The organism is Variovorax sp. HJSM1_2 (assembly GCF_049316285.1).
In the GTDB taxonomy this organism is placed as follows: Bacteria; Pseudomonadota; Gammaproteobacteria; order Burkholderiales; family Burkholderiaceae_C; genus Rhodoferax_B.
The window spans coordinates 25,717-49,588 of sequence record NZ_JBMOXA010000028.1; the positions used below are offsets into that span (position 1 = coordinate 25,717).

Here is a 23,872-nt window from a genome sequence, read left to right on the forward strand (position 1 = left end):
CCCATGTCAGGGATGCGGGCGCTGAGAGGGACTTGTTCAGCGTTGCCTTAAGCAAGTCGGGACGGGCCTTCCGGTCCACCCACCAAGAAGCCATTCAGCGGCCCTGCAAGGGGCCGCGTTAAAAAGCCTATCAAGAGGCCCGCAGCCGTGGCACATGGGTGTTGCCGACCGCGGCTTGGCCCTTGGGCTGTGCGGATCCCAGCACAGGACTGTTGGCTGGCTCGGTGGTGCTCAGGCGGAAAAACGCCACCGTGCGGGCCAACTGCTCGGCTTGCTCACGCAGGCTTTGCGCAGCCGCAGCGCTTTCTTCCACCAGGGCCGAGTTCTGCTGCGTCATCTGGTCCAGGTTGCCGACCGACTGGTTGATGCCGCCTATACCCGCGCTCTGCTCGTTGGCCGCCGCGGAGATGTCGCCAATGATGTCGGTCACACGTTTCACCGACTGCACGATGTCACCCATGGTTGCGCCCGCCTGGTCCACCAGGCGCGCACCGGACTCCACCTTTTCAACCGAGCTGTTGATCAAGCCCTTGATCTCTTTCGCCGCTTCGGCGCTGCGTTGTGCCAGGCTACGCACTTCGCTAGCGACCACCGCAAAACCGCGTCCCTGTTCGCCCGCACGTGCGGCTTCCACGGCCGCGTTCAGCGCCAGGATATTGGTTTGGAAAGCGATACCGTCGATCACCCCGATGATGTCGGCAATCTTCTTGCTGCTGTGGTTGATGTCTTCCATCGTCACCACCACGTCCTTCACCACCGAGCCGCCTTTCTCGGCCACAGACGAGGCCGTGGCCGCCAGGGTACTGGCTGCACGGGCGCTGTCGGCACTCTGGCTGACCGTGCCGGTCAGTTGCTCCATCGACGCGGCGGTCTGCTGCAGGTCGCTGGCGGTTTGTTCGGTGCGGGTGGAGAGATCGTTGTTGCCGGTGGCGATTTCCGCGCTGGCAATCGCAATGCTGTCGGTGCTGCGGCGCACCTGGCTGACCATTTCGCTGAGCGAGTTGTTCATGGTCATGAGTGAGCGCAGCAATTCACCAAACTCATCTTTGCGTGACGACTCCAGGCGCGTGGTCAAGTCGCCTTCGGCAATACGCGCGGCCAGGTCGTTGGCCTGCACCAGCGGCTGCTGGATGCTGCGGATCAGCCAATAGGCTCCGGCCAGCAAAGCCACCACAATCACCAGCAAGGCCACGAAGGTCAGTTGCATGGTCACGGTGCGCGCGGACTTGGCTTCCTCTTGTGCGACGGCCGATGCTTCTTCCTGCATTTTCACGAAGTCGGCCAGGTCACCCAGATACTTCTTCACCGAGGCGTTGTAACGGCTGCTGACCAGCGCTGCGGCTTCTTCGGCCTTGCCGGCGGCCTTGAGTTTGACGGCGTCGCCGCGCAAGCCCACCATGCTCTGACGGCTTTCCGAGATCTTCGCCATCTGGTCCTTGTCGACCTGGCGCAGATTCATGGCCTCTATGCCTTTTTGCACCGTGGAGATCTGCGCGCTGGTGGCGGCGATCACGTCCTTGAATTCGTTTTCGATGACGGCTTCACTGCTCAGGATCAGCGCCTGGGTACGCGCGGCGTTGGCGGTGGTCAGCCCGGCCCATTGGGTGGCCGCCTGCACACGCTTGGTCATCTCTTGCTGCACCGTGGCGTTCTCATCCTGCAAACGGGCCGAACGTTCACCCGCCACCACGATCAAAGCCAGCAACGCGGCAATGATCACCACCACGGCACCCCAAAGTTTGGCGGCGATGCGCACATTGCTCAAATTCATGAAGTGTCTCCCGTTGGTTGTAGTACGAACTGTATAGCACCGCTGCCAGCACCAATCAATCGCTGTATTTACCCACTAAAAAAACAAATGGCGGATCAATGTCCGCCATTTGTATGCTCAGCCCCTGCGGCTGTGTAGGTGCCGCAGGCCGGATGGCTTATTCCACGCGTGTGATGCTCGACGGTTTAAAGCCCAGGTCCGCGGCCTTGCCCTTGCGCCCACGGGCCGCACGCGCATTGTTCAGCGAGCGGATTTCCAGCGTTTCCTCACGCGCTTTGCCACCTCGGCCAACACCTGCAATCCGCACACTGCGGCTGTAGGCGGCGGCTCCGGCCAGCGTGTCTTTGTCGTCCAGGTCCAACAACAGCAGGCCGCGCCCGCCGTTGGCCATGGTCTTCAGCTCGCTGATCTCGAACGTCAGGATGCGCCCGCCTGCCGACGCACAGGCCACATGTGTGGCCGGCACCAGCGGCACACCACCACTGGAGCCGCTGACGTGTGACGGCACACACACGGACTCACCTTCACCCAGGGTGATGAATGCCTTGCCACCCTTGTTGCGGCCCAGCATGTTTTCCACGTTCGCCAGGAAGCCGTAACCACCCGAACTGCTCAACAGCAGCGTGGCCGTGGCCGGGCCGGCAAAATAATGCGCGAGCTGCGTGCCGGCTTCCAGGTCGATCATGGTGGTGACGGGTTGCCCATCGCCGCGCGCACCGGGCAGCGAGGCCACGGGAATGGAGTACACGCGGCCGGTCTTGTCCTTGGCCGTGCCAAACACCAACAGCGTATCCACCGTGCGGCACTCAAACGCGCCGTAGAGTGCATCACCCGACTTGAAGCTGTACTCGGATGCCCCGGCAGCCCCGGCTGCGCGGTCTTTGGCCCAGCCCTTCTGTGCACGCACCCAGCCTTTTTGCGACACCACTACCGTCACCGGCTCGTCCAGCACCTTGACTTCAACCACGGCGCGTTTTTCGGCCTGGATCAGCGTGCGGCGCGCATCGGCAAAGGTCTTGGCGTCGGCTTCTATCTCCTTGACCATCAAGCGGCGCAGGCTCGCGGGGTTGGCCAGAATGTCTTCAAGCTTGGTTTGCTCTTCGCGCAGGGCCTTGAGCTCCTGCTCGATCTTGATGGCTTCGAGCCGCGCCAACTGGCGCAAGCGGATTTCGAGAATGTCTTCGGCCTGCCGGTCGCTGAGATTGAAGCGCGCGATCAGCGCGGCCTTGGGCTCATCGGACTGGCGGATGATGGCAATCACCTCGTCGATGTTGAGCAGCACGATCTGCCGCCCCTCGAGGATATGGATGCGGTCCAGCACCTTGTCCAGACGGTGCTGCGAGCGGCGTTGCAGCGTGGTCTGGCGGAAGGCGATCCACTCGTCCAGCATCTGCCGCAGCGACTTCTGCGTCGGGCGGCCATCCAGGCCAATCATGGTCATGTTGACCGGCGCCGAGGTCTCCAGGCTGGTGTGGGCCAGCAGCGCATTGATCAGTTCCGACTGCTGGGTGCGGCTGGTCTTGGGCTCGAACACCAGGCGCACGGCGGCGTCTTTGTTCGACTCGTCGCGCACCACATCGAGTACCGCCAAGACACTCGCCTTGAGTTGTGTCTGTTCCTGGCTCAAGGCCTTTTTGCCAGCCTTGATCTTAGGATTGGTGAGCTCTTCGATTTCTTCCAGGACACGCTGCGAACTGACGTTGGGCGGCAGTTCGTAGACCACCATCTGCCACTGGCCGCGCGCCAGTTCCTCGATCTTCCAGCGCGCGCGCACCTTGAGCGAGCCACGCCCGGTGCGGTAGGCGTCGGCAATATCGCTGGCGCTGCTGATGATCTGGCCGCCGCCGGGGTAGTCCGGGCCGGGCACCAGAGCGAACAAATCTTCGTCACTGAGCTTGGGTGTTTTGATCAGCGCAATACACGCATCGGCGATTTCGCGCAGGTTGTGGCTAGGGATTTCGGTGGCCAAACCCACGGCAATGCCGCTGGCGCCGTTGAGCAAATTAAACGGCAGGCGCGCGGGCAACTGGCGCGGCTCCTGCGTAGAGCCGTCGTAGTTGGGCACGTAGTCGACCGTGCCTTCGTCGATTTCGTCGAGCAGCAGATTGGTGATGCGCGACAAACGGGCTTCGGTGTAACGCATGGCGGCGGCGCCATCACCATCACGGCTGCCAAAGTTGCCCTGGCCGTCGATCAGCGGGTAACGCTGGCTGAAGTCCTGCGCCATGCGCACCAGCGCGTCGTAGGCCGCCTGGTCGCCGTGCGGGTGGAAACGGCCCAACACGTCACCCACCACACGTGCGCTTTTCACCGGCTTGGCGCCGGTGGCGCCATTCGCGCCGCCAAAGCCTAGGCCCATGCGCGACATCGAATACAGGATGCGCCGCTGCACCGGCTTTTGACCATCGGTCACGTCCGGCAACGCACGGCCCTTGACCACACTCAGCGCGTATTCGAGGTAGGCGTTCTGCGCGTATTGCGCCAGGCTCAGGTTGCCGTCATCGTCCTGACCGTCGTCGTCCAGGTCTTGCGGCGGCAAGGGAGGTGCGGCGCCATCGGAAAGGTCATCAGGCGGTTCCGGGGGAAAACCCAGTGTGGATTGCTCACTCATGGTGGGAAAGAAATTTCAACAAAAGAGAGATTCAAAAAATGCGCGTGCACCTTGACCAGAAGACAAAGCGCACGTCATGTGCGATCGGGTGGCCCCAAACCAAGGGCTATGGAGGGGCAAAAATGAAGCAAGAAGTGCTGGTGAACGCCAATGGACTCGAAAGAATTTGACGCCTCACTCGTTGGCGACCAGGGTGCCCGCAGGCATGTTGCCACGCCCCACGGCGCCACCCAGCACGGCAGTGCCGCCGGTCAAACGTGCTTGCGGCGCGCGGCGACGCTGCTCCACCATGGCTTCCGGTGGGCGCAGGCCACCGTAGAGTGACAACACGGTTTTCACGTAAGCCTGGGTTTCCTTGTAATTGGGAATCTGGTTGCCGGCCCGCTGTACCGCCCCCTCACCCGCGTTGTAGGAGGCCACGGCCAGCGGCAACTGGCCCGGGAACATGGCAATCAGGTCGCGCAGATAACGTGCGCCGATGCGGATATTGGTTTTCGGGTCGGTGAGCTTTTGTTCTATGGTGGCATTGGCATCACCGACCAGGCCATAACGCTCGGCCGTGGCCGGCATGATCTGCATCAACCCCACAGCGCCCTTGGGCGACACGGCGCTGCTGTTGAACCCCGATTCGGCCACGATCAAGGCCTGCAGCAGCGCATAGTCGATGCGGTTCAGGCTGGCGGCTTCACGCAGGTGGTGCTTCACCAGCTTGTAGCTGGGCGAAATGTCAAAAAACGCCAGCAACTTGGCCGGCACCGTGGGCACGGTGACCGGGCGCGGGGTGTCCAGCGCGGTGTCAAAGCTGTCGTCGCCCTTGTAATAAAGCTCGTAACGGCTGTCGACCTGCTCGCTGGCAAAACGCACAACACCTTGCGGGTCGATGTAGCCCCATACGTCCGCCCAGGCTGAGTGCTGCGAAATCAATAGCAGCCCCGACATTGCCCAGTTGCGTAAAGTGCTCATTTCATCGACTCCTGCGTATCAGCGGATCAAATGTCGATTTCGACTGCATCACCATGCAGTTCCATCAACTCGCGCCGGGAAGCCGCCTCGCCCTTGCCCATCAGTTTGGTGATCAAGCGCTCGGTTTGCCCAAAGTCCACCCGGCCTAGCTGCACCGGCATCAGGCGGCGGGTGTCCGGGTTGAGGGTGGTGTCCCACAACTGCTCGGCGTTCATTTCACCCAAACCTTTGAATCGGCTGATGCTCCAGGCGCCTTCGCGGACACCTTCTTTGCGCAGCTTGTCGAGAATAGCGGTTAATTCGCCTTCGTCCAAGGCATAAGCCTTGGAAGCGGGCTTTTTGCCGCGCGCCGGAGCGTCGACACGGAACAGCGGCGGGCGGGCCACAAACACATGACCGGCCTCGATCAACTTGGGGAAATGGCGGAAGAACAGCGTCAGCAGCAGCACCTGGATGTGTGAGCCGTCCACGTCGGCATCGCTCAGGATGCAGACCTTGCCGTAGCGCAGGCCGCTCAGGTCGGGGCTGTCGTTGGGGCCATGCGGATCAACCCCTATGGCCACCGAGATGTCGTGGATTTCGGTGTTGGCGAACAGCCGGTCACGCTCCACCTCCCAGGTGTTGAGCACCTTGCCACGCAGCGGCAGAATCGCCTGGCATTCCTTGTCGCGGCCCATTTTGGCACTGCCGCCGGCCGAGTCGCCCTCGACCAGAAACACTTCGTTGTGCGCCAGATCGCGGCTTTCGCAATCGGTGAGTTTGCCGGGCAACACGGCCACGCCCGAGCCCTTGCGCTTCTCCACCTTTTGCCCGGCCTTCTGGCGGGTTTGCGCGGCCTTGATGGCCAGTTCGGCAAGTTTCTTGCCGTATTCGACGTGCTGGTTCAGCCACAGCTCCAGCGCCGGGCGTACGTAGCTGGACACCAGGCGCACGGCATCGCGTGAATTCAGCCGTTCCTTGATCTGGCCCTGGAATTGCGGGTCCAGCACCTTGGCCGACAACACATAACTGGCGCGCGCAAAAACGTCTTCGGGCAGCAGCTTCACACCTTTGGGCAGCAAGGAATGCAGCTCGATGAAGCTTTTGACCGCATTGAACAAACCGTCGCGCAGGCCGCTGTCGTGGGTGCCGCCAGCGCTGGTGGGAATCAGGTTGACATAGCTTTCGCGCACCGGCTGGCCGTCTTCCGTGAAGGCCACACACCAGGCGGCGCCTTCACCTTCGGCAAAACTCTCATGGCTATTGTCGGCAAAACCTTCACCTTCAAACAGCGGGATCACCGGGTCGCCATTAAGCGTCTGGCCCAGGTAGTCGCGCAGGCCGCCTTTGTAGAGCCAGGTCTGCACGTCGTTGGTTTTTTCGACCTTCAGCGTGACCGTGACGCCGGGCATCAGCACGGCCTTGCTACGCAGCAGGTGCATCAGCTCGGCCATGGGGTAGCTGGAAGATTCGAAATACTTGCCATCCGGCCAGGCGCGCACGGTGGTGCCGTTTTTACGGTCGCCTTCGCCGCTGCCATTGTTCGGGCGCACCACCAGCGGCTCGATCACATCGCCATCGGCAAACACCAGGCGGGCAACAGAACCTTCGCGGTAAGACGTGACCTCCAAGCGCTTGGACAGCGCGTTGGTGACACTCACGCCCACACCGTGCAGACCGCCCGAGAAGCTGTAGGCGCCACCCTTGCCCTTGTCGAACTTGCCGCCCGCGTGCAGGCGCGTGAACACCAGCTCGATCACGGGCGCTTTTTCTTCGGGGTGCATGCCGAAGGGAATGCCCCGGCCATCGTCTTCTATGCTCACCGAACCATCGGTGTGCAACGTGACCTTGATTTTTTTACCGTGGCCGGCCAGTGCCTCGTCGGCCGAGTTGTCTAGCACTTCCTGGATGACGTGCAGCGGGTTGTCGGTGCGGGTGTACATGCCCGGGCGCTGCTTGACGGGCTCCAGGCCCTTGAGCACACGGATAGAACCTTCGGAATAAGCCGGGTTGGCCGGGGTAGCGTTGGGAGGGGTGGTGGTTGCCATGCGAGGCATTCTAATCACAACTGTATGTAAAAACAGTTTCGGTCACACGCTCGGCGGCAAGCTCTGCCCGGGCAAACAGTCCAAGGGCTGTTGCCCGGCTGTAAACCAGGGTGCAGCAAATGCCCCGGCCAAGCGGATCTGGCCTGTAGTATCCACCTCCAGCCAATCCCCCTCGGGCAGGCCGATCACACGCATGTCGGGCCTGGCGCGCAGCAATTCGGCCAGGCGCTGGTTGCGTGTTTCACCCTGGTGGCCTGCGGGCAAGGCATTGTTGTAGTGCGGGTTGATCTGAAACGGCAGCAAGCCCAGCGCATCGAAGCCGCCGGGGTCGACGATGGGCATGTCGTTGGTGCTGCAAATGGTGGGGCAAGCCAGGTTGGCACCCGCACTCCAGCCCATATAGCCCGCCGCGCCGCTGCGCACCCGCTCGGCGATGGGGCCCAGCAAACCTTGCGCGCGGCAGTTCTTCAGCAACTGAAAAGTGTTGCCACCGCCCACCACAATGATTTCGGCCTGGGCTACAGCAGCCACCGGATCGTGCTGGGTGTGCAGGCCCACCAGGTCCCAAGCCAGCGGTGCCAGCGCATCGGCCACGGTTTGGGTGTAAGTGTCCCAGTCTATGGTCACACCGGCATAGGGCACAAAGACCGCGCGGCGGCGCCCTGCAAACATGGCGCGCGCCGGCGCAATGGCCTGGGGCAAATACTCGCCATTGGGCGTACGGGAATTACTCAATAACAACAGGCGCATCAGGGTGTTCCGAGGTTTCAAAGATGAAGATCAATTGTGGCCGGAAGCCAAGCTGCGATTGTGAATGCCCCAGCCAGCAAAAACCGGCAGCTTTACGTACACTGCCCACCTGCCGCCAAGAGGGTGCCAAGCGAAACAACAGAGGCCACACCCCAGCCCACCGCCGCATGCCGGCCCCCATCCGCATGCGCCGCGCCCCGAGACAAAACCCAAGACCACAACAACCATGTCCACCGCCACCCCCCAACGCCTTTCCATGCAGCAGGTTCTGATCTGCGGCGCCTTCATCGTCACCCTTTCCATGGGCATTCGCCACGGCTTTGGCCTGTGGCTGCAGCCCATCACGCAAGAGCGCGGCTGGACGCGTGAAACCTTTGCCTTTGCCATTGCCATCCAAAACCTGGCCTGGGGTGTGGCCGGCATTTTTGCGGGCATGCTGGCCGACAAAGTCGGCGCCTTCAAGGTCATACTGATCGGCACGGTTTGTTATGCGCTCGGCCTGTTTGGCATGGCGCATGCACCTACCCCGCTGCTGTTCACCATCTCCGCCGGGCTGTTGATCGGCATCGCGCAGGCCGGCACCACGTATTCGGTGGTCTACGGCGTCATAGGGCGCAACATCCCGGCCGAAAAGCGCTCGTGGGCCATGGGCATTGCCGCTGCGGCAGGTTCGTTTGGCCAATTTTTGATGGTGCCTACCGAAGGTTTCCTGATCAGCCACTTCGGCTGGCAGCAAGCCTTGGTGCTGCTGGGCTTTGCCGCCTTGTTCATCATTCCCATGGGCTGGGGCCTGCGTGAGCCCAGCTTCAACGGTGCCACACCGGTACGGCGCGAGCAAACGGTGATGCAGGCGCTGCGCGAAGCGCTCAAATACCCGAGCTTTCAGTTGCTGATGGCGGGCTACTTTGTCTGCGGCTTCCAGGTGGTGTTCATAGGCGTACACATGCCCAGCTATTTAAAGGACAAAGGTTTGTCGCCCGAAGTCGCCAGCTACGCGCTGGCGTTGATCGGCCTGTGCAACGTGTTTGGCACCTACATCGCCGGCACCCTGGGCCAACGCATGGCCAAGACACGCATCCTGGCCTTCATCTACTTTGCGCGGGCCGTGGTCATCAGTGTGTTCCTGTGGGCGCCGCTGTCGCCCATGAGCGTCTACATCTTCGCCTCGTTGATGGGCCTGCTGTGGCTGTCCACCGTGCCGCCCACGAATGCCGTGGTGGCGCAGATTTTTGGCGTGCAGCATTTGTCCATGCTCAGCGGCTTTGTGTTCTTCAGCCACCAGATCGGCTCGTTCATGGGTGTGTGGCTGGGCGGTTTCCTCTACGACCGCACCGGCAGCTATGACGTGGTATGGCTGATCGCCATCGCGCTGGGCGTGTTTGCCGGTCTTGTGAATTTGCCGGTCAAAGAAGGCGCCATCACACGCCGCCCAGCCATGGCAGGTTGAACAGCGCCGCCGCCCGCATTAAAGTGATCACATGAAGCTTCGCCTAGCCACCACCCTCGCCTACGCCGCCGCACTGGCTGTGCTGGCGGCGGTGTTCACGCTTTACGAGCGTCCAGAGTTTCTGGTGTCCTTGGCCGACCAGCTTTGGGCCTGCTTCTAGCCCACCTCTTGTTTTCAAGCCGAATCGCCACTTCAGGTATTTGGCATCAGCGCGAGCAGCTACGTTTTGCATAGCAATCCTTTCGATACCCTGCATCCCCCTTCCGCCTGGGTGCAACGCTGGACCCACCTGATCCCCACCGCCAGCCAGGTGCTCGACGTCGCCTGCGGCCCAGGCCGGCACATGGTTTGGCTGGCCAGCCAAGGTTATGCGGTCACGGGTGTGGATCAATCCGCCGAGGCCTTGGCCAGCGCACAAGCCCAAGCGACCGCCGCTCAAACCAGTGCCAGCGTGGATTCCGTTCGCACGCTTCAAGCGGACATAGAAAACGGCCCCTGGCCGTTCGCCGGCCAGCAATTTGCCGCCGTGGTGGTCACCAACTACCTTTGGCGCCCGCTGCTGCCACAACTCCTGGCCAGCCTGGCGCCGGGCGGCGTCTTGATCTACGAGACTTTTGCCAGCGGCAACGAAACCATAGGCAAACCCTCGCGCCCGGACTTCCTGCTGCAAACCGGCGAACTGCTGCGGGTCTGCGCCGCGCTGAGGGTGGTCGCCTTTGAAGACGGCTTTGAAGCCGAGCCCGCGCGTTTTGTGCAGCGCATCGCCGCCATCGCAGCGGCTGTGGACGCTGCAGACGGACCAGCACGCCATCACCTGCGCAGGTAAAGCTTTGGCGAAGCAGGCAAACCCTGAGTCGAATTGCCGCAGGCGACTCTAGAGCACTTGCCGCTCTGGGTAGAATGCGCCTTTCTCTCGCTTGAGACTACGGACATGACACCCATTACTGGCAGCATCGTGGCGCTCGTCACCCCGATGCACGAAGACGGCAGCGTGGACTACCCCACCCTGCGCAGCTTGATCGACTGGCACATCACCGAGGGTACCGACTGCATTGGCGTGGTCGGCACGACCGGCGAATCCCCTACCGTCAATGTGGACGAACACTGCGAAATCATTCGCGTGTCGGTTGAACAAGCCAAAAAACACACGGCGCGCCACGTGCCCATCATGGCCGGCTGTGGTGCCAACTCGACGGCGGAAGCCATAGAACTGGCCAAGTTCGCCAAAAAGGTCGGCGCCGACTGCCAATTGCAAGTTGTGCCCTACTACAACAAGCCGACGCAAGAAGGCCAGTACCTGCACTTCAAAGCCATCGCCGAAGCCGTGGGTGACCTGCCTGTCATTCTGTACAACGTGCCCGGCCGCACGGTGGCCGATATGGCGCACGACACCGTGTTGCGCCTGGCGCAGGTGCCCGGCATCGTTGGCATCAAGGAAGCCACCGGCAACATCGAACGCGCGCAGTGGCTGATCCGCGACGTGCCCAAGGGTTTCGCCGTCTATTCGGGTGATGATCCTACCGCCGTCGCGCTGATGCTTTGCGGTGGTCAGGGCAACGTCAGCGTCACCGCCAACGTCGCGCCGCGCCTGATGCACGAACTGTGTGTAGCCGCCATCGCTGGCGATGCACGCCGTGCCATGGAAATCCAGCGCAAGCTGATGCCGGTGCACAAGAACTTGTTCGTTGAAGCCAACCCCATTCCCGTGAAGTGGGCCATGCAGCGTATGCAGCGTTGCGGCGGAACCATGCGCTTGCCCATGACTCCACTCAGCACCGCCAACGAGGCGGTTGTGGAAAGCGCCCTACGCAGCGCCGGCCTGATTTAAACAGCGCCTCATCAGAACCCCTTAGGACGATTACGTGAAGCAATTTGCAAGACTCGGTTTGGTTGGCTTGGCCGCTTTGGCCCTCACCGCATGTTCGGTGCTCGAAGGCGAAAAGATCGACTACAAGAGTGCGGCCAAGGGCCCCACGCTGGATATCCCTCCAGATCTGTCTCAACTCACCCGCGACACCCGCTACGTGGTGCCTGGCAGCCCCATCACCGCCAGCAACTACCGCATCGGCCAGGCTGCGCCCAAGTCGCCCACGGCTGCCACCGCCATTGGCGACGTGCGCATCGAGCGTGAAGGCACGCAGCGCTGGCTGGTGATAGACCGCCCCGCCGATCAACTCTGGGGCCCGGTACGCGACTTCTGGCAAGAAAGCGGTTTCCAATTGACGCAAGACAGCGAAACGCTGGGCATCATGGAAACCGATTGGGCGGAAAACCGTGCCAAGTTGCCGCAGGACTTCATCCGCAACTCCATCGGCAAGGTATTTGACTCGCTGTACTCCACGGGTGAACGTGACCGCTTCCGCACCCGCCTTGAGCGGCGCGCGAATGGCGGCACCGAGATCTACGTCAGCCACCGCGGCATGATAGAGGTGTACAACAGCGCGCAGAAAGACCAGACCGTTTGGCAACCGCGCCCGGCCGACCCCGAACTCGAAGCCGAGTTCCTGCGTCGCCTGATGGTGCGCCTGGGCAGCACACCAGCCCAAGCCAGTGCCGCCGTGGCCGGCCTGCCCCAGACCCAAGCGACTGCGCGTGTCAGCACCGTGGGCAACCAGCCCGTGGTGCAACTCGACGACAACTTCGACCGCGCCTGGCGCCGTGTCGGCCTGACACTGGACCGTACCGGCTTCACCGTGGAAGACCGCGACCGCACCCAAGGCCTGTACTTCGTGCGCTACGTGTCGCCGTCGGACAAAAAAGAGCCCGGCTTCTTTGCCAACCTGTTCAGCTCCAGCAAGGCCGTGCCGCCGCAGAAGTACCGTATCGCGGTGCGCAGCCAAGGCACGGCAACCATGGTGTCGGTGCTCAACGCCGAAGGCGCTGCCGATTCGTCGGACAACGCACGCCGCATCGTGCAAGTCATTGCCGACGATCTGAAGTAAGTTAACAAGCGGTTCGTTTTCAAGAGGATTCCCGCTGTGCTGCGGTTCAAGAACCTGGGCAGCGGGAGCACCGGCAACGCCACGGTGGTGGAAGCCAGCGATGGCCTGCACACCAGCCGCCTGCTCGTCGACTGCGGCCTGGGCATTCGCACCATCGCCCAGCGCCTGGGCCAAGCCGGGCTCGCGCCTCAGCTGCTCGACGGCATCTTCATCACCCACGAACACAGCGACCACATTGGTTGCGTGCAAAAACTGGCGCGCAGCCACCGCATCCCGGTGTGGATGAGCGCTGGCACCCACCAGGGCATGGCGCAGGCCGACTTTGACGGCCTGTTGCACACCGTGGCCGATAACGACGTGGTGGCCCTGGGCGCGCTGCAGTTCACACCCTTTGCCGTGCCGCACGATGCGCGCGAGCCCTTGCAACTCACCTGCACCGATGGCGCCAACCGGCTGGGCATACTGACCGACCTGGGCCACGCCGACCTCAACGTGATGCAGCACCTGACGGGCTGCCACGCGTTATTGCTGGAATGCAACCACGACCCGGCCCTGCTCAGCCACTCCAGCTACCCGGCCTTCCTGAAACGGCGTATCAGCGGGCCCTACGGCCACCTGGACAATCTGGCCGCCGCCAGCATCGCAGCGGCCGCAGCAGCAGCTGGCGCCCGGCAAATTGTGGCGGCCCATTTGAGCCGGCAGAACAACCGGCCCGATCTGGCGCTTCAAGCCCTGGCCGAAGCGCCAGGCTGCGCTCAACTGGCGTTGTCGGTGGCCGATCCACAAAGCGGCTCCGACTGGTTCATCGTCTAGCCGACCACAACACTGCGGCGGCGTCATCTATGCTGGATTCTTCAGGACTTGAAGAACGCCAGGAGGTCGGCGTTGATCACCTCAGGGTGGGTGGTGAACATGCCGTGCGGGTAACCGGCGTAAACCTTCAGCGTGCCCTTCTTCAACAGTTTCACAGCCAGCTCCGCCGAATCGGCGATGGGCACGATCTGGTCGTCGTCGCCGTGCATCACCAGCGTGGGCACGTCTATCTTCTTCAGGTCTTCGGTGAAGTCGGTTTCTGAAAAGGCTTTCACACAATCATATTGGCTCTTCACCGAACCCAGCATGCCCTGCAGCCACCATTTCTCGCGCACACCTTCGAGCACCTTGGCTCCGGGCCGGTTAAAGCCGTAGAACGGCATGGTGATGTCTTTGTAGAAGTCGGGGCGGTTGTTGGCCACACCGGCACGAATGCCATCAAACACCTCCATCGGCAGGCCACCGGGGTTGGCTTCGGTCTTCAGCATGATGGGGGGCACGGCGCTCATCAGCACGGCCTTGGCCACACGCTTGCCGCCATGGCGCGCGATGTAGTGCGCCACCTCACCGCCGCCGGTGGAATGGCCGACGTGGATGGCGTTCTTCAGGTCCAGCGCTTCGGTGAGCGCGGCCAGGTCATCGGCATAGTGGTCCATGTCGTTGCCTTCCCAGGTTTGGCTGGAGCGGCCGTGGCCTCGGCGGTCGTGGGCGATGACGCGGTAACCTTGCTGCAGGAAATAAAGCATCTGGATGTCCCAATCGTCGGCGGTCAGCGGCCAGCCGTGCGAGAACACGATGGGCTGGGCCGACTTGTCGCCCCAGTCCTTGTAGAAAATGTCAACGCCGTCTTTGGTCTTGATGGTGCTCATGGAGTGATTCCTTGATCGGTTGGGACGCTTGATGCCTGATCACAGGCGGGAGTTACAGCGGATGCTGTGGAAACTTAATCCTCGCGAAAAGCCGCACCGCTGGCCATGTGCAGCGCGGTACGCACCGCAATCCACAACACGATGCCATTGGCCACGGCCAATGCGACGAACGCAATCACCTGGGTGTAGACGGAGGGCCGGGCATGGAAGAAGGCAATCGAAGCCCCGGCCCAGCCATCGGCCGGAAACGTCATGGCCCACCAGCTCATGAAGAACGGACCGTGCGCCACATGGCGCCACAGCGTGGCCAGCAGAATGGCGATGAACAGCGCCAGGCAGTAGAGGATGTCGCCCAGCGCGCCGGCCTGCCCGCCGGTGAACGCCAGGTAGGCCGACAAGCCAATCGACGGCGGCGCCAGCAGGATGAACAGCGTGGGCATGCTGCGCTGGCTCATCACCGGCACAAACAACACGCGGTGCAGCACGATAGTGAAAAACGCCAGCCAGAAGATCAGGCCGACCGAGAAGAAGAACCAGCTGATCTCGACATAACCCAAGGGCACGCCGCCCACGGGTACCAGAATGTTGCCGACCACGGGAATGAACCAGGCCGGAGTGAGCACACTTTCATCCTGCGCATGCAGAATCCAGCGCCGAATCAAGGTGACGGCCAGCACAAAATGCATCACCGCACCGGCCCACCACAACCCATGGGCCACGGGCAATGCGTAGGCACGCAAACCTATGGACAACACCACCATAGACACCGATACCGCCGGAAAGAAACTGGAACGCACGGGGTGTGCAAACTCTTGCGCCACCTCGGCAAAACAAAAGCCGAGTTTGGCCAGATGGGCCAGCACCAGCGCGCAAAAAATCAGCACCGCCAGCGCCAGCAGGACCTGGCTGATCCACAGCGGCGCGCCCAGCACACGATGCGCGGCACCCCAGGCGTTGGACAAGCCGCCAATGCCCATCACCATGCCAAACATGGCAATAGACAGCCTTGCGAGAACAGGCTTTTCGGCCATAGGCTCCTGGCTTGCCTGCGCCGCAGCAGTGGTTTCACTCATGGCGCGGCCCCAGCATCAGTGTGGGTTGGTGGCTTGCCGTGTTTCAAGTCCAGTGCCAGGTAGTGGTGCACCACCGGCTTGTCCGGCCCGGTGTGGTAACGCAACACATCGCCTTGCAGGTCGGCATCGGCCTTGGACACCCGTTGGTGTTGGCGCAAGTGCTCGGCCCAGGACTCGACCATGAACCACTCGACCACCAGGCCGCTTTGCCCGGTGTGCTCGGCCACGCCCCAGGCGTAGGCGCCATCGCGTCGGCGCTCCTGCTCCAGATGGCGCATGGCGTACAGGAAACCGGGAAGATCCTTCTTCGCGATCTGGTATTCGATCTGCACCAGCACCGGCCCGCGGTCATGCGCCGGGGGTGTCGTCAGCATGGGCTCAGGCCAATGATTGGAAGGCTGCAGATCGGCCTCGCCGGTGGGTAATTTGACGCGGTCGAAGATGAATGCCACCAGCACCAAACCAGCTCCGCCCAGCAGCAAGGTGCTGGGAATGCCGATCTCTTGCGCCACCAGGCCCCAGCACAAGCTGCCGGCGGCCATGGCACCGTTGAACACCATCAGGTAGATCGCCAGCCCGCGGCCGCGCACCCAGTTGGGCAACACCGCCTGCGCCACACCGTTGAAGGTGGTGAGCGAAATGATCCAGCCCGCGCCCAGCGCCAGCATCAGCAGCACCGCCAGCCACTGGGGTGGCGCCAGCGCCAGCAAACCCATCACAGCGGCGCTGAGCAGCGAAGCCGTGAGCACCAGCCCATCGGCGTTCAGCCGCAGCCGCAGCTTGGGCAACAGCAAGGCGCCGAGTATCGCCCCTGCCCCCACGGCCCCAAGCATCACACCATAGAACCCTGCCGTGCCGCCCAGCATGCGCCGCGACACCAATGGCAACAGTGCCCACACCGAGCTGGCAAACAGGAAGAACACCGCCGCGCGCAACAACACCACGTGTAATTCGCGGCTGGCACGCGCATAACGCAAGCCCGCACGGAACGCACCGAAAAACTGCTCGGATAAACCGGTGTCCACCGCCGGCGGCCTGCGCCACCACAGCAACGCCGCGATGACGAACACATAACTCAGCACATCGGCCCCGTAGGCCATGGAGGCCCCAAAGCTGGCCAGCAGTACACCGCCCAGCGCCGGACCAATGGCACGCGCCACGTTCACGCCCAAGGAGTTCAATGCCACGGCGTTCTTCAAGTCCTTGCGCGGCACCAGCTCGGGCACGATGGACTGCCAGGTCGGCCCCATCAACGCGGCGCCAATGCCGCCGACAAAGGTCAACGCCACCAGGTACTCCACGGTGACTGCATTGGTCTTCGACAAGTAGAGCAAAGTGCCGCTGACCGCCGCCAGCAAAATCTGCACGGCAATGAGGAAGCGGCGGCGATCCAGAATGTCGGACAACACCCCTGCGGGAATCGCCAGCAGAAAAATCGGCAAGGTCGCAGCGGTCTGGATCAACGACACCGCTGCCGGACTGGCCGACAATTCGGTGACCATCCACGAACTGGCCACATCACGCATGAAGCTGCCGATGTTGCCCAGCACCGTGGCCACCCACAACACGGCAAACACCGGCTGCGCCAGCGGTGCAAAACTGCTGCTTGCGGGCGTGGCCGCATGGGCATTGGGGTTGGAATGTGGGTCAGGCGCCATGGCCCCCTCCTAGATCAATCCAGGCCACCAGCAAGAAGCCACCGGCCAGGCCCCAGTGTTCGAAGAAGGCATTCGCCACGGCGAGGCGTTTGGACTTGGGGGCACTCCAAAAGCGGTCGGCCAAAAAGTTGGCCATCACGGTGAAACCGGCCAAGGCCAAGGCGCCGAGCCAGCGGTGGTAACCCGTGAGTATCATGGCCGACGCCGCAAACTCCATGACGATGGTGCTGACCGCCAACGGCGCGGCTGGGCGCAGGCCGAAGTGATGCATCTCCATCACCGCTGCCTTGAAGTTGCGGGCCTTGTCGAAAGCGCCTTGCAGATAGGCCGCGCAGAGAAACAGCAGCGCCAACCAATGCACCCAGGGCGCAATAAAACCCAAACGAAGCTGTTCCATCAAACCGCCCAGCAGGCACAGCCCAGGGCGCCCCAGAAACTCTTCAGATCGGCGATGGGCAGCTTGCTGCTCCAGGCGGTGGCGTGTTGGTGGCCGTGCATATTGCAATCGTTGGCGCAGGCGCAAGCGGCTGCCGCCTGGCGCAGCGTGGCCTGCAGCGGCGCACCTTGTTCGCCCCATGCCGCGTAGCCGCCAAAGCGGCGCACCGGCGACCAATCGGGCATGGCCAGGGGTGGCGCACTGTCGTCATGCGGCGCAAAGTCGCCGGCACCGTAGACCACTTTGCCGCCGACCACGGTGAGCAGTGCGGTGGTATCGGCAATGTCGGATTCGGCGCAGGCAAAGAAGTCGCGGTCAGGCACCACCAGATCGGCAAACTGGCCAACTTCTATGCGGCCCTTCTTACCCACTTCATTGCTGAACCAGGTGACGTTTTCGGTCCACATGCGCAGTGCGGCTTCACGATCGAGGCAATTGCGCTGCGGCGTGATCTGCAGGCCGCCCACGGTCTTGCCGGTGATGAGCCACGACAAGGAAACCCAGGGGTTGTACGACGCCACACGCGTGGCATCGGTGCCGGCCGAAACGTTCACACCCTTCTCCAACATACGCTTCACCGGCGGCGTGGCCTCGGCCGCGCCATGGCCGTAGCGTTCCACAAAGTACTCGCCCTGGTAGGCCATGCGGTGCTGCACCGCGATGCCACCACCCAGCGCAGCGATGCGGTCGATCGACTGTTCAGAAATGGTTTCGCAGTGGTCGAAAAACCAGTTCAGACCTTGCAGCGGCACTTCCTGGTTCACACGCTCAAACACGTCGAGTGCACGGCTGATGGTTTCGTCGTAGGTGGCATGCAAGCGCCACGGCCAGCGGTTCTGCGCCAGCAAGCGCACCACCTCTTCCAGCTCACCTTCCATCTCGGGGCCCATGTCGGGGCGCGGTTGGCGGAAGTCTTCGAAGTCGGCGGCCGAAAACACCAACATCTCGCCCGCACCGTTGTGGCGGAAGTAATCGGTGCCCTGTTTGTACTGCGAGGTGGCCGTCCAGTTGAGGAAGTCTTCCTTCTCCTTTTTCGGCTTTTGCGTGAACAGGTTGTAGGCCAAGCGTATGGTGAGCTGGTTGGCATCGGCCAGCTCCTGGATCACCTTGTAGTCGTCTGGGTAGTTCTGGAAACCGCCGCCGGCATCGATGGCACCGGTCACCCCCAGGCGGTTCAACTCGCGCATGAAGTGGCGCGTAGAGTTGAGTTGGTATTCGTACGGCAGCTTGGGACCCTTGGCCAACGTGGCGTACAGAATTGACGCGTTGGGTTTGGCCAGCAGCAAACCCGTGGGGTTGCCCGCGCTGTCGCGCACAATTTCGCCACCGGGCGGTGGCGGTGTGTCCTTGGTATAGCCCACGGCGCGCATGGCAGCACCGTTGAGCAAGGCGCGGTCGTAAAGATGCAGCAAGAACACCGGGGTGTCGGGCGCCACGGCGTTCAGCTCATCAATGGTGGGCAAGCGTTTCTCGGCAAACTGGTGCTCGGTAAAACCACCAACCACACGCACCCATTGGGGCGCAGGCGTGATGGCCACCTGGCGCTTGAGCATGCCCATGGCGTCGGCCAGGCTCTTCACGCCATCCCAGCGCAACTCCAGGTTGAAGTTCAGCCCACCACGGATGATGTGCAGGTGGTTGTCGATCAACCCGGGCAACACGCGGCGGCCGCGCAGGTCGATGAGTTTGGTATCCGCCCCCGCCAATGCCATCACTTCCTGGTCGTGGCCCACGCGCACGAAGCGGCCGTTTTGAATGGCGACAGCGCTGGCCGTTGGGTTGGCACGGTCTAGCGTGGTGAACAGGCCACGGTGCAGGATGAGTTCGGGGGTGGTGCGTTCAGCCATGGTGCGTCTTCTGAAGATTTGCAGTTGAGAAAGGCTCTGCCGCCAGGGGAGCAGAGCCCGGGTACGTCTAGCGTACCGAGTGTTCAGCCTTCGTGTGCGCCGAACATGGTCTTGGCATAGGTGATGCCGATACCGTAGCCGCCACCAAACTTCTTGGCGATGCCGGTGGTCATGTCATAAGAATCGGTACGCGCCCAATCGCGTTGCATTTCCAGCAGGTATTGCAGCGAGGTCATGGGTTGGGCACCGGCCTGGATCATGCGCTCCATGGCACGGGTATGGGCTTCGGCAGAGATATCGCCACAGGCATCGGCGATCACGAAGACTTCAAAGCCTTGGTCGATAGCCGACAGCGCTGGCCCGACGATGCAGACGCTGGTCCACAGGCCGGCCAAGACAATGCGGGTCTTGCCGATTTCGTTGATGCGCTTGATGACGGCGGCATCTTCCCAGGTGTTCATCGAGGTGCGGTCCAGCAACGCCTGGCCAGGAAACGGTGCAGTGACTTCATCGAACATAGGGCCGGAGAAGCTCTTGGCGGCAACCGTGGTCAAAATGGTGGAGGCACCAAAACCGGCCGCCGCGCTGGCCACCAGGCCTGCGTTGGAGCGCAGCAGCACCGGGTCTATGGAGTTGGTGGCAAAAGCCATTTGCGATTGGAAGTCGATCAAAACCAGGGTGTGGTCTTTGGGGGTCAGCAGCTTGGCGCCTGGGGTGGCGGTTGCGGTGATGGGCATGGAAAACTCCTCGGAATAAAGGACCTGGCCATGTAGCGGCCAAAAGAGACCACCGCTCGGCGAGCGGCGGCAGACCATGAGACAACACATATGGCCGCAGACACGCGGTACCGGCCAATGCGCTCTCAGGGAGCTTTCCGCATGATCAGGGAAATCACCAATATGGCAAACACCAGAAGGGTGTGCCTCGAATCCCTCTTTCGAGAGGCTCTATCGCGTCGCGCCGAAAAATGGCGCAGCCTGTGCCGCCAACTATGCCGCCAAATCAGGCCATCTGGCGGCGCCAGTTGCCGGGCGGTGTCCCCACTGCTTGGGCGAACACCCGCGTGAAATGGCTTTGATCGGCAAAGCCACACGCCACCGCAATCTCTGCCAAGGATTGCCCCGTAAGCATCAGCAAACTTTTCGCCATGTCTATGCGTTGGATTTGCAGCCACTGGTGTGGCGTTTGACCCGTGGTCGCACGGAAGGCTTTGGCGAAATGGCTGCGCGAAAGCCCACAGGCCTCGGCCACCTCTTCGATGGTGATGTCGCCATCCATCTGGCTACGCAACATCTCTTTGGCACGTACTTCATGCAGCCGCGACATTTGCCGCCGACGGGGGCTTTCCGATAGCGCCACGCAACCGTATTTGTCAAAAAGATGGGTACCAATGACCCCGCTGAGTTGGTCCACAAACAAAGCGCTGGCCTCATGCGGGCGCTCAAGTGCGGGCGCCAATGCCAAGGCCAGATGGGCCAATACCGGGTCTTGCAGGCCAGTGACATTGGTCAGCCGGGCTCCAGCGCCCCTGCCATCATGGGCGCGTGCAAAAAAATCCCGCGGCATCTCCATCAACAGAAAGTCGAACGGACCGGTGAGATCGGCACGGTAGTCTTCCGCAAAATCGCGTATGTACACCGAGCCCGCCCCGAAATCATGTAGCGCCGCCTGACGCCCATGAAAAATCTTGCGTTGACTGCGCCCCATCGAAATACCGATCAAGAAACCGCGCCCACTGCCTGGTGTGGACACCTGGCTCACGCTGGCCATCTCTTTTTTCTTGCGGTAGAAGAGAACCCCGCCACCGGCCAACTCCTGATCCTGAAAAAGATTGCTCGCGGGGCAGCCCAGCGAGTCTGCAGCCTTTTGGAGAGGCAGTTTTGAAGGCGGTGTTGAAGGGACTGGAGAAGGAAATAGCATGGATCGTTTCCGTTCAGTTGTTCGCGGGCGGCGCTGTCTCGCAAACCGATGGCCGCGTATTTTTGCACCGCAACATCAGAACCACAAGTGCTGGTCAATGGGATGACACCGCCCGCTCCCCGGCGTCGCGGCGGCAAAGGTTTCAGCGCGGCAAGACCGCGCCTGGCACACAGCGAGACCGCATCTTCGACCTCAAGAGGAAGTCACCACCCACACCACGGGCCGGGGGAACCACAGGCAGCCGCTTGGACGTGACAGAGCAAAGTGCCGGGAAGCCCGGCGCAGCCATACCCACAAGGTCTACGCCAACCACATGACGACGATCAAGGCGGAATGAAGCCGTCGTTTCAGATGATGATTTGGGCGGCATCTCGACGAGCTAGACGTCGATGATTCCGCGTTTGAGCCCCAAGGTAACAGCGTGGGTTCTGTCATTTGCACAGAGTTTGGCGAGGATATTTTTAACGTGGCTTTTCACCGTGCCTTCGGTGATGTCCAGCTCGCGTGCCACCGATTTATTGCCGAGTCCACTGGCAATAGACTCCAACACCCGCACCTCACGAGAACTCAGTGCATCGGCGGAACTATAGCGAGCCAATTCCATCGCCACAGCCGGGCTGATGTGGATGTGTCCCTGTGCCACTGCCCGGATGGCATCGAGCAATTCGGTACGCACAAGGCTCTTGAGCAGATAGGCCCGCGCACCCGCCTTCAGTGCGCGCTGCGCCAGCACGTCGCCAGAGTAAGTGGTGAGCAGCAGAACACGTGCCTGCGGGAACTCACGGCGGATGGCCACCAAGGCTTCCAGGCCATTCATCACTGGCATTTGAATGTCCATCAGCACCACGCTGGGCTGCAACAAACGGTACTTCTCTACCGCTTCGCGCCCATCCGCAGCTTCGCCTACAAGCACCATGTCGGCAGCGGAGGCAAGCAGTCCGGCAACACCATCGCGGATCAGCGGATGGTCGTCGACAGATAACACGCGGATACGCTCGGGGATTGGGTTCAAGGGGCGCTCCTCGCGGCTTGGACAAGAAAATTCGATCGAGCGCGCGCCAACCAAGGAAGCCGGACCGCAGAGACAGTGGTGAACAATTTGCTTGGCACCATCAGGCTCACCGTCGTGCCTTCACCGGGTGTGCTGTGGACCGCCACATCCCCACCAAAGCTTGCGGCACGTTCCTTCATACCTTGAATGCCCCAGTGCCCTATCCTGCGCTTCTGGCTTATGACCTCGGTTGACATGCCTATGCCATCATCCCGCACATAGATCAGAAAGCTTGGATCGGTATAGTGGATCTCGACATCGATGTGCCGCGCCTGCGCATGGTGAAAGGCGTTGCGCACGGCCTCGCGCACGATGCAGTAAATGTCTTCGTGGATCAACTGATCGAACCGGCGCGCCTCACCTGACTCGACCACGCTGAACACCGGCAGACACACCTCAACGCAACCCAGCTGCAGGTCTTGCGCCAGTGCCGCCACCGACTGCACCAAGTCCCTCTCGGCGTCTGGGGCGCCGCGCAACTGCTGAATCGCCCGGCGCGCCTCATTCATCGCGTTGTCCCCGCGGGTCAACGTGCCGTCTATCATCTCGGCCGCCTCGGCCGGCGAGTTTGGCAACACGTTGCGGGCGGCCTGCAAGCGAAACATCAAGCCGTGAAAACTCTGCAGCAGCGAGTCGTGCAGTTCGCGTGCGATCCGGTTGCGCTCCCCTATACGCACCGCAATCCGCATCTCGTGTTGCACCCGGCGTCTGCGCAGCCAGTAAGTGCGCAGTCCTATGCCGAGCGAGAGCAGCATGCCCAGCACCAGCGCATGCAACCAATCCGAAAACAACCAGGCCGGCAAGACCAGCAGCCGCTCGCCGGTCTGCGCCTTATGCAATGTGGCCGTGTTCAGCGGCGCGGCGTCGAACCGGTGTGCCGCAGACATCTGCAGGGGTGCTGGTGTTGCATCGGAAACGGCCTGGACCATCGGCCCAGGCGCCAAAGCTTGCGGCAAGTGGGATCCAAGCACTGGGGCCAGGGGTTCTGCGCGGAGCTGCGGGCTGGTACTGGCAAGCGCCAACAAAAGCAGCGCGGCAACCCGCAAGCCAGGCCGGCACACACGCGCAAACGCCATGAACGTGCAGCCAGGCAAAGGGCGGCGCTGCAAGGTCAAGGGCGACAAGGGTTGTGGCGTCGGAAATTGGTTCATCGGTGAAGGGCATCTGATAACTTGTCCGGCCAAACAGAACCATGGCCTCATCAGCGGGCGGTGCCCGGACTTGGTCTGTTGACGACGAAAACTCACCGTTTACATGCCCTACGTTACGACCCAAGGCCTAAGCTTGATAGACGTTTTGTGTCATTTTTTGAATGTTTCGACGGCCTGCGACCCTAGGATGAAGCTGGCTCTTGAACAAAAAAAATGCCGATGCCCCGAATCCGGAGGGAGCCAAGCCGCTTGAAACCTGTTCAATGCCTTTTCGAGGTCAGGTTGCCCCCTGGGGCTGGCACTTCAAACCACGTCCCCAGGCGTTGCGCACTTGGCTCATACACAGGCATGACCTGCAGCGCGCCTTGACGGACACAGTTTGCAGTGCATGCGTGATCCCCGAAAAGACATTGGACCGGTTCTGAGAGAGACCGTTTGCGCCAGTGAACTCATCTTGATGCAACTCCCCCGGTCTCGCAGCATCTTCTGCACGCAACCCCATTGTTGGTCCGAAAGCTTAGGGATTCAGGGTCACTGGCATTC

Annotated in this window: 20 protein-coding genes; 6 read left to right on the plus strand and 14 right to left on the minus strand. The window is 61.9% G+C overall.

Annotated elements, in window-relative coordinates; genetic code table 11:
* Window positions 1-130 precede the first annotated feature (130 nt).
* The 5 genes from ACFQ95_RS21770 to pepE form a co-directional block, all read right to left on the minus strand.
* Window positions 131-1,771: a methyl-accepting chemotaxis protein gene (locus tag ACFQ95_RS21770; protein ID WP_422834407.1), complete on the minus strand. Its 1,641-nt coding sequence runs from the start codon at window positions 1,769-1,771 to the stop codon at window positions 131-133.
* A 157-nt stretch (window positions 1,772-1,928) separates the two neighbouring features.
* Window positions 1,929-4,382 (minus strand): DNA topoisomerase IV subunit A, encoded by a 2,454-nt coding sequence (gene parC / locus ACFQ95_RS21775; protein WP_422834409.1) that lies wholly within the window; start codon window positions 4,380-4,382, stop codon window positions 1,929-1,931.
* 174 nt (window positions 4,383-4,556) lie between these two features.
* Window positions 4,557-5,345 (minus strand): lytic transglycosylase domain-containing protein, encoded by a 789-nt coding sequence (locus ACFQ95_RS21780; RefSeq protein ID WP_422834410.1) that lies wholly within the window; start codon window positions 5,343-5,345, stop codon window positions 4,557-4,559.
* A 26-nt stretch (window positions 5,346-5,371) separates the two neighbouring features.
* The gene (locus tag ACFQ95_RS21785; protein WP_422834412.1) at window positions 5,372-7,372 is read right to left on the minus strand and encodes a DNA topoisomerase IV subunit B; all 2,001 of its coding nucleotides are present in this window, start codon (window positions 7,370-7,372) and stop codon (window positions 5,372-5,374) included.
* A gap of 42 nt (window positions 7,373-7,414) precedes the next feature.
* Window positions 7,415-8,122 (minus strand): dipeptidase PepE, encoded by a 708-nt coding sequence (gene pepE, locus ACFQ95_RS21790; RefSeq protein ID WP_422834413.1) that lies wholly within the window; start codon window positions 8,120-8,122, stop codon window positions 7,415-7,417.
* Window positions 8,123-8,348: 226 nt separating this feature from the next.
* Here pepE and ACFQ95_RS21795 point away from each other — a divergent pair, with 226 nt between their 5' ends.
* The 6 genes from ACFQ95_RS21795 to ACFQ95_RS21820 all read left to right on the plus strand — a co-directional run bounded on the left by ACFQ95_RS21795 (window position 8,349) and on the right by ACFQ95_RS21820 (window position 13,324).
* Window positions 8,349-9,569: an MFS transporter gene (locus ACFQ95_RS21795; protein ID WP_422834415.1), complete on the plus strand. Its 1,221-nt coding sequence runs from the start codon at window positions 8,349-8,351 to the stop codon at window positions 9,567-9,569.
* Window positions 9,570-9,600: 31 nt separating this feature from the next.
* The gene (locus ACFQ95_RS21800) at window positions 9,601-9,729 is read left to right on the plus strand and encodes a hypothetical protein (RefSeq protein ID WP_422834416.1); all 129 of its coding nucleotides are present in this window, start codon (window positions 9,601-9,603) and stop codon (window positions 9,727-9,729) included.
* 66 nt (window positions 9,730-9,795) lie between these two features.
* Window positions 9,796-10,395: a class I SAM-dependent methyltransferase gene (locus ACFQ95_RS21805; protein ID WP_422834418.1), complete on the plus strand. Its 600-nt coding sequence runs from the start codon at window positions 9,796-9,798 to the stop codon at window positions 10,393-10,395.
* Between the two features lie 105 nt (window positions 10,396-10,500).
* Window positions 10,501-11,397, plus strand: a complete 897-nt coding sequence (gene dapA / locus ACFQ95_RS21810) for a 4-hydroxy-tetrahydrodipicolinate synthase (protein WP_422834420.1) — start codon at window positions 10,501-10,503, stop codon at window positions 11,395-11,397.
* Between the two features lie 34 nt (window positions 11,398-11,431).
* Window positions 11,432-12,511: an outer membrane protein assembly factor BamC gene (gene bamC / locus ACFQ95_RS21815; protein WP_422834422.1), complete on the plus strand. Its 1,080-nt coding sequence runs from the start codon at window positions 11,432-11,434 to the stop codon at window positions 12,509-12,511.
* A gap of 36 nt (window positions 12,512-12,547) precedes the next feature.
* Window positions 12,548-13,324 carry an MBL fold metallo-hydrolase gene (locus ACFQ95_RS21820; RefSeq protein WP_422834423.1) on the plus strand — a complete coding sequence of 259 codons (777 nt, stop codon included), beginning with the start codon at window positions 12,548-12,550 and terminating at the stop codon, window positions 13,322-13,324.
* Between the two features lie 41 nt (window positions 13,325-13,365).
* Here ACFQ95_RS21820 and ACFQ95_RS21825 read toward each other — a convergent pair whose 3' ends face one another.
* From ACFQ95_RS21825 to ACFQ95_RS21865, 9 genes are all read right to left on the minus strand, one after another.
* Entirely contained in the window at window positions 13,366-14,193 is an 828-nt protein-coding gene (locus ACFQ95_RS21825; protein WP_422834425.1) for an alpha/beta fold hydrolase, read from the minus strand.
* 74 nt (window positions 14,194-14,267) lie between these two features.
* Entirely contained in the window at window positions 14,268-15,266 is a 999-nt protein-coding gene (locus ACFQ95_RS21830) for an SLAC1 anion channel family protein (protein WP_422834427.1), read from the minus strand.
* Complete coding sequence (locus ACFQ95_RS21835; protein ID WP_422834429.1) at window positions 15,263-16,924, minus strand: MFS transporter; 1,662 nt, start codon at window positions 16,922-16,924, stop codon at window positions 15,263-15,265. Before ACFQ95_RS21835 ends, ACFQ95_RS21830 begins: the two co-directional genes overlap by 4 nt.
* Window positions 16,914-17,321 carry a DoxX family protein gene (locus tag ACFQ95_RS21840; RefSeq protein WP_422834431.1) on the minus strand — a complete coding sequence of 136 codons (408 nt, stop codon included), beginning with the start codon at window positions 17,319-17,321 and terminating at the stop codon, window positions 16,914-16,916. Before ACFQ95_RS21840 ends, ACFQ95_RS21835 begins: the two co-directional genes overlap by 11 nt.
* On the minus strand, window positions 17,321-19,207 hold the full coding sequence (locus tag ACFQ95_RS21845; RefSeq protein ID WP_422834433.1) for an amidohydrolase: 1,887 nt from the start codon (window positions 19,205-19,207) through the stop codon (window positions 17,321-17,323). The genes ACFQ95_RS21840 and ACFQ95_RS21845 overlap by 1 nt, the downstream gene beginning before the upstream one ends.
* Before the next feature lie 83 nt (window positions 19,208-19,290).
* Window positions 19,291-19,944 carry an isochorismatase family protein gene (locus ACFQ95_RS21850; protein ID WP_422834434.1) on the minus strand — a complete coding sequence of 218 codons (654 nt, stop codon included), beginning with the start codon at window positions 19,942-19,944 and terminating at the stop codon, window positions 19,291-19,293.
* A gap of 265 nt (window positions 19,945-20,209) precedes the next feature.
* Window positions 20,210-20,977 (minus strand): helix-turn-helix transcriptional regulator, encoded by a 768-nt coding sequence (locus tag ACFQ95_RS21855; protein WP_422834435.1) that lies wholly within the window; start codon window positions 20,975-20,977, stop codon window positions 20,210-20,212.
* 529 nt (window positions 20,978-21,506) lie between these two features.
* Window positions 21,507-22,139 carry a response regulator gene (locus tag ACFQ95_RS21860; RefSeq protein ID WP_422834436.1) on the minus strand — a complete coding sequence of 211 codons (633 nt, stop codon included), beginning with the start codon at window positions 22,137-22,139 and terminating at the stop codon, window positions 21,507-21,509.
* Window positions 22,136-23,065, minus strand: coding sequence for a sensor histidine kinase (locus tag ACFQ95_RS21865; RefSeq protein WP_422834438.1), 930 nt, complete (start codon window positions 23,063-23,065; stop codon window positions 22,136-22,138). The genes ACFQ95_RS21860 and ACFQ95_RS21865 overlap by 4 nt, the downstream gene beginning before the upstream one ends.
* Window positions 23,066-23,872 lie beyond the last annotated feature (807 nt).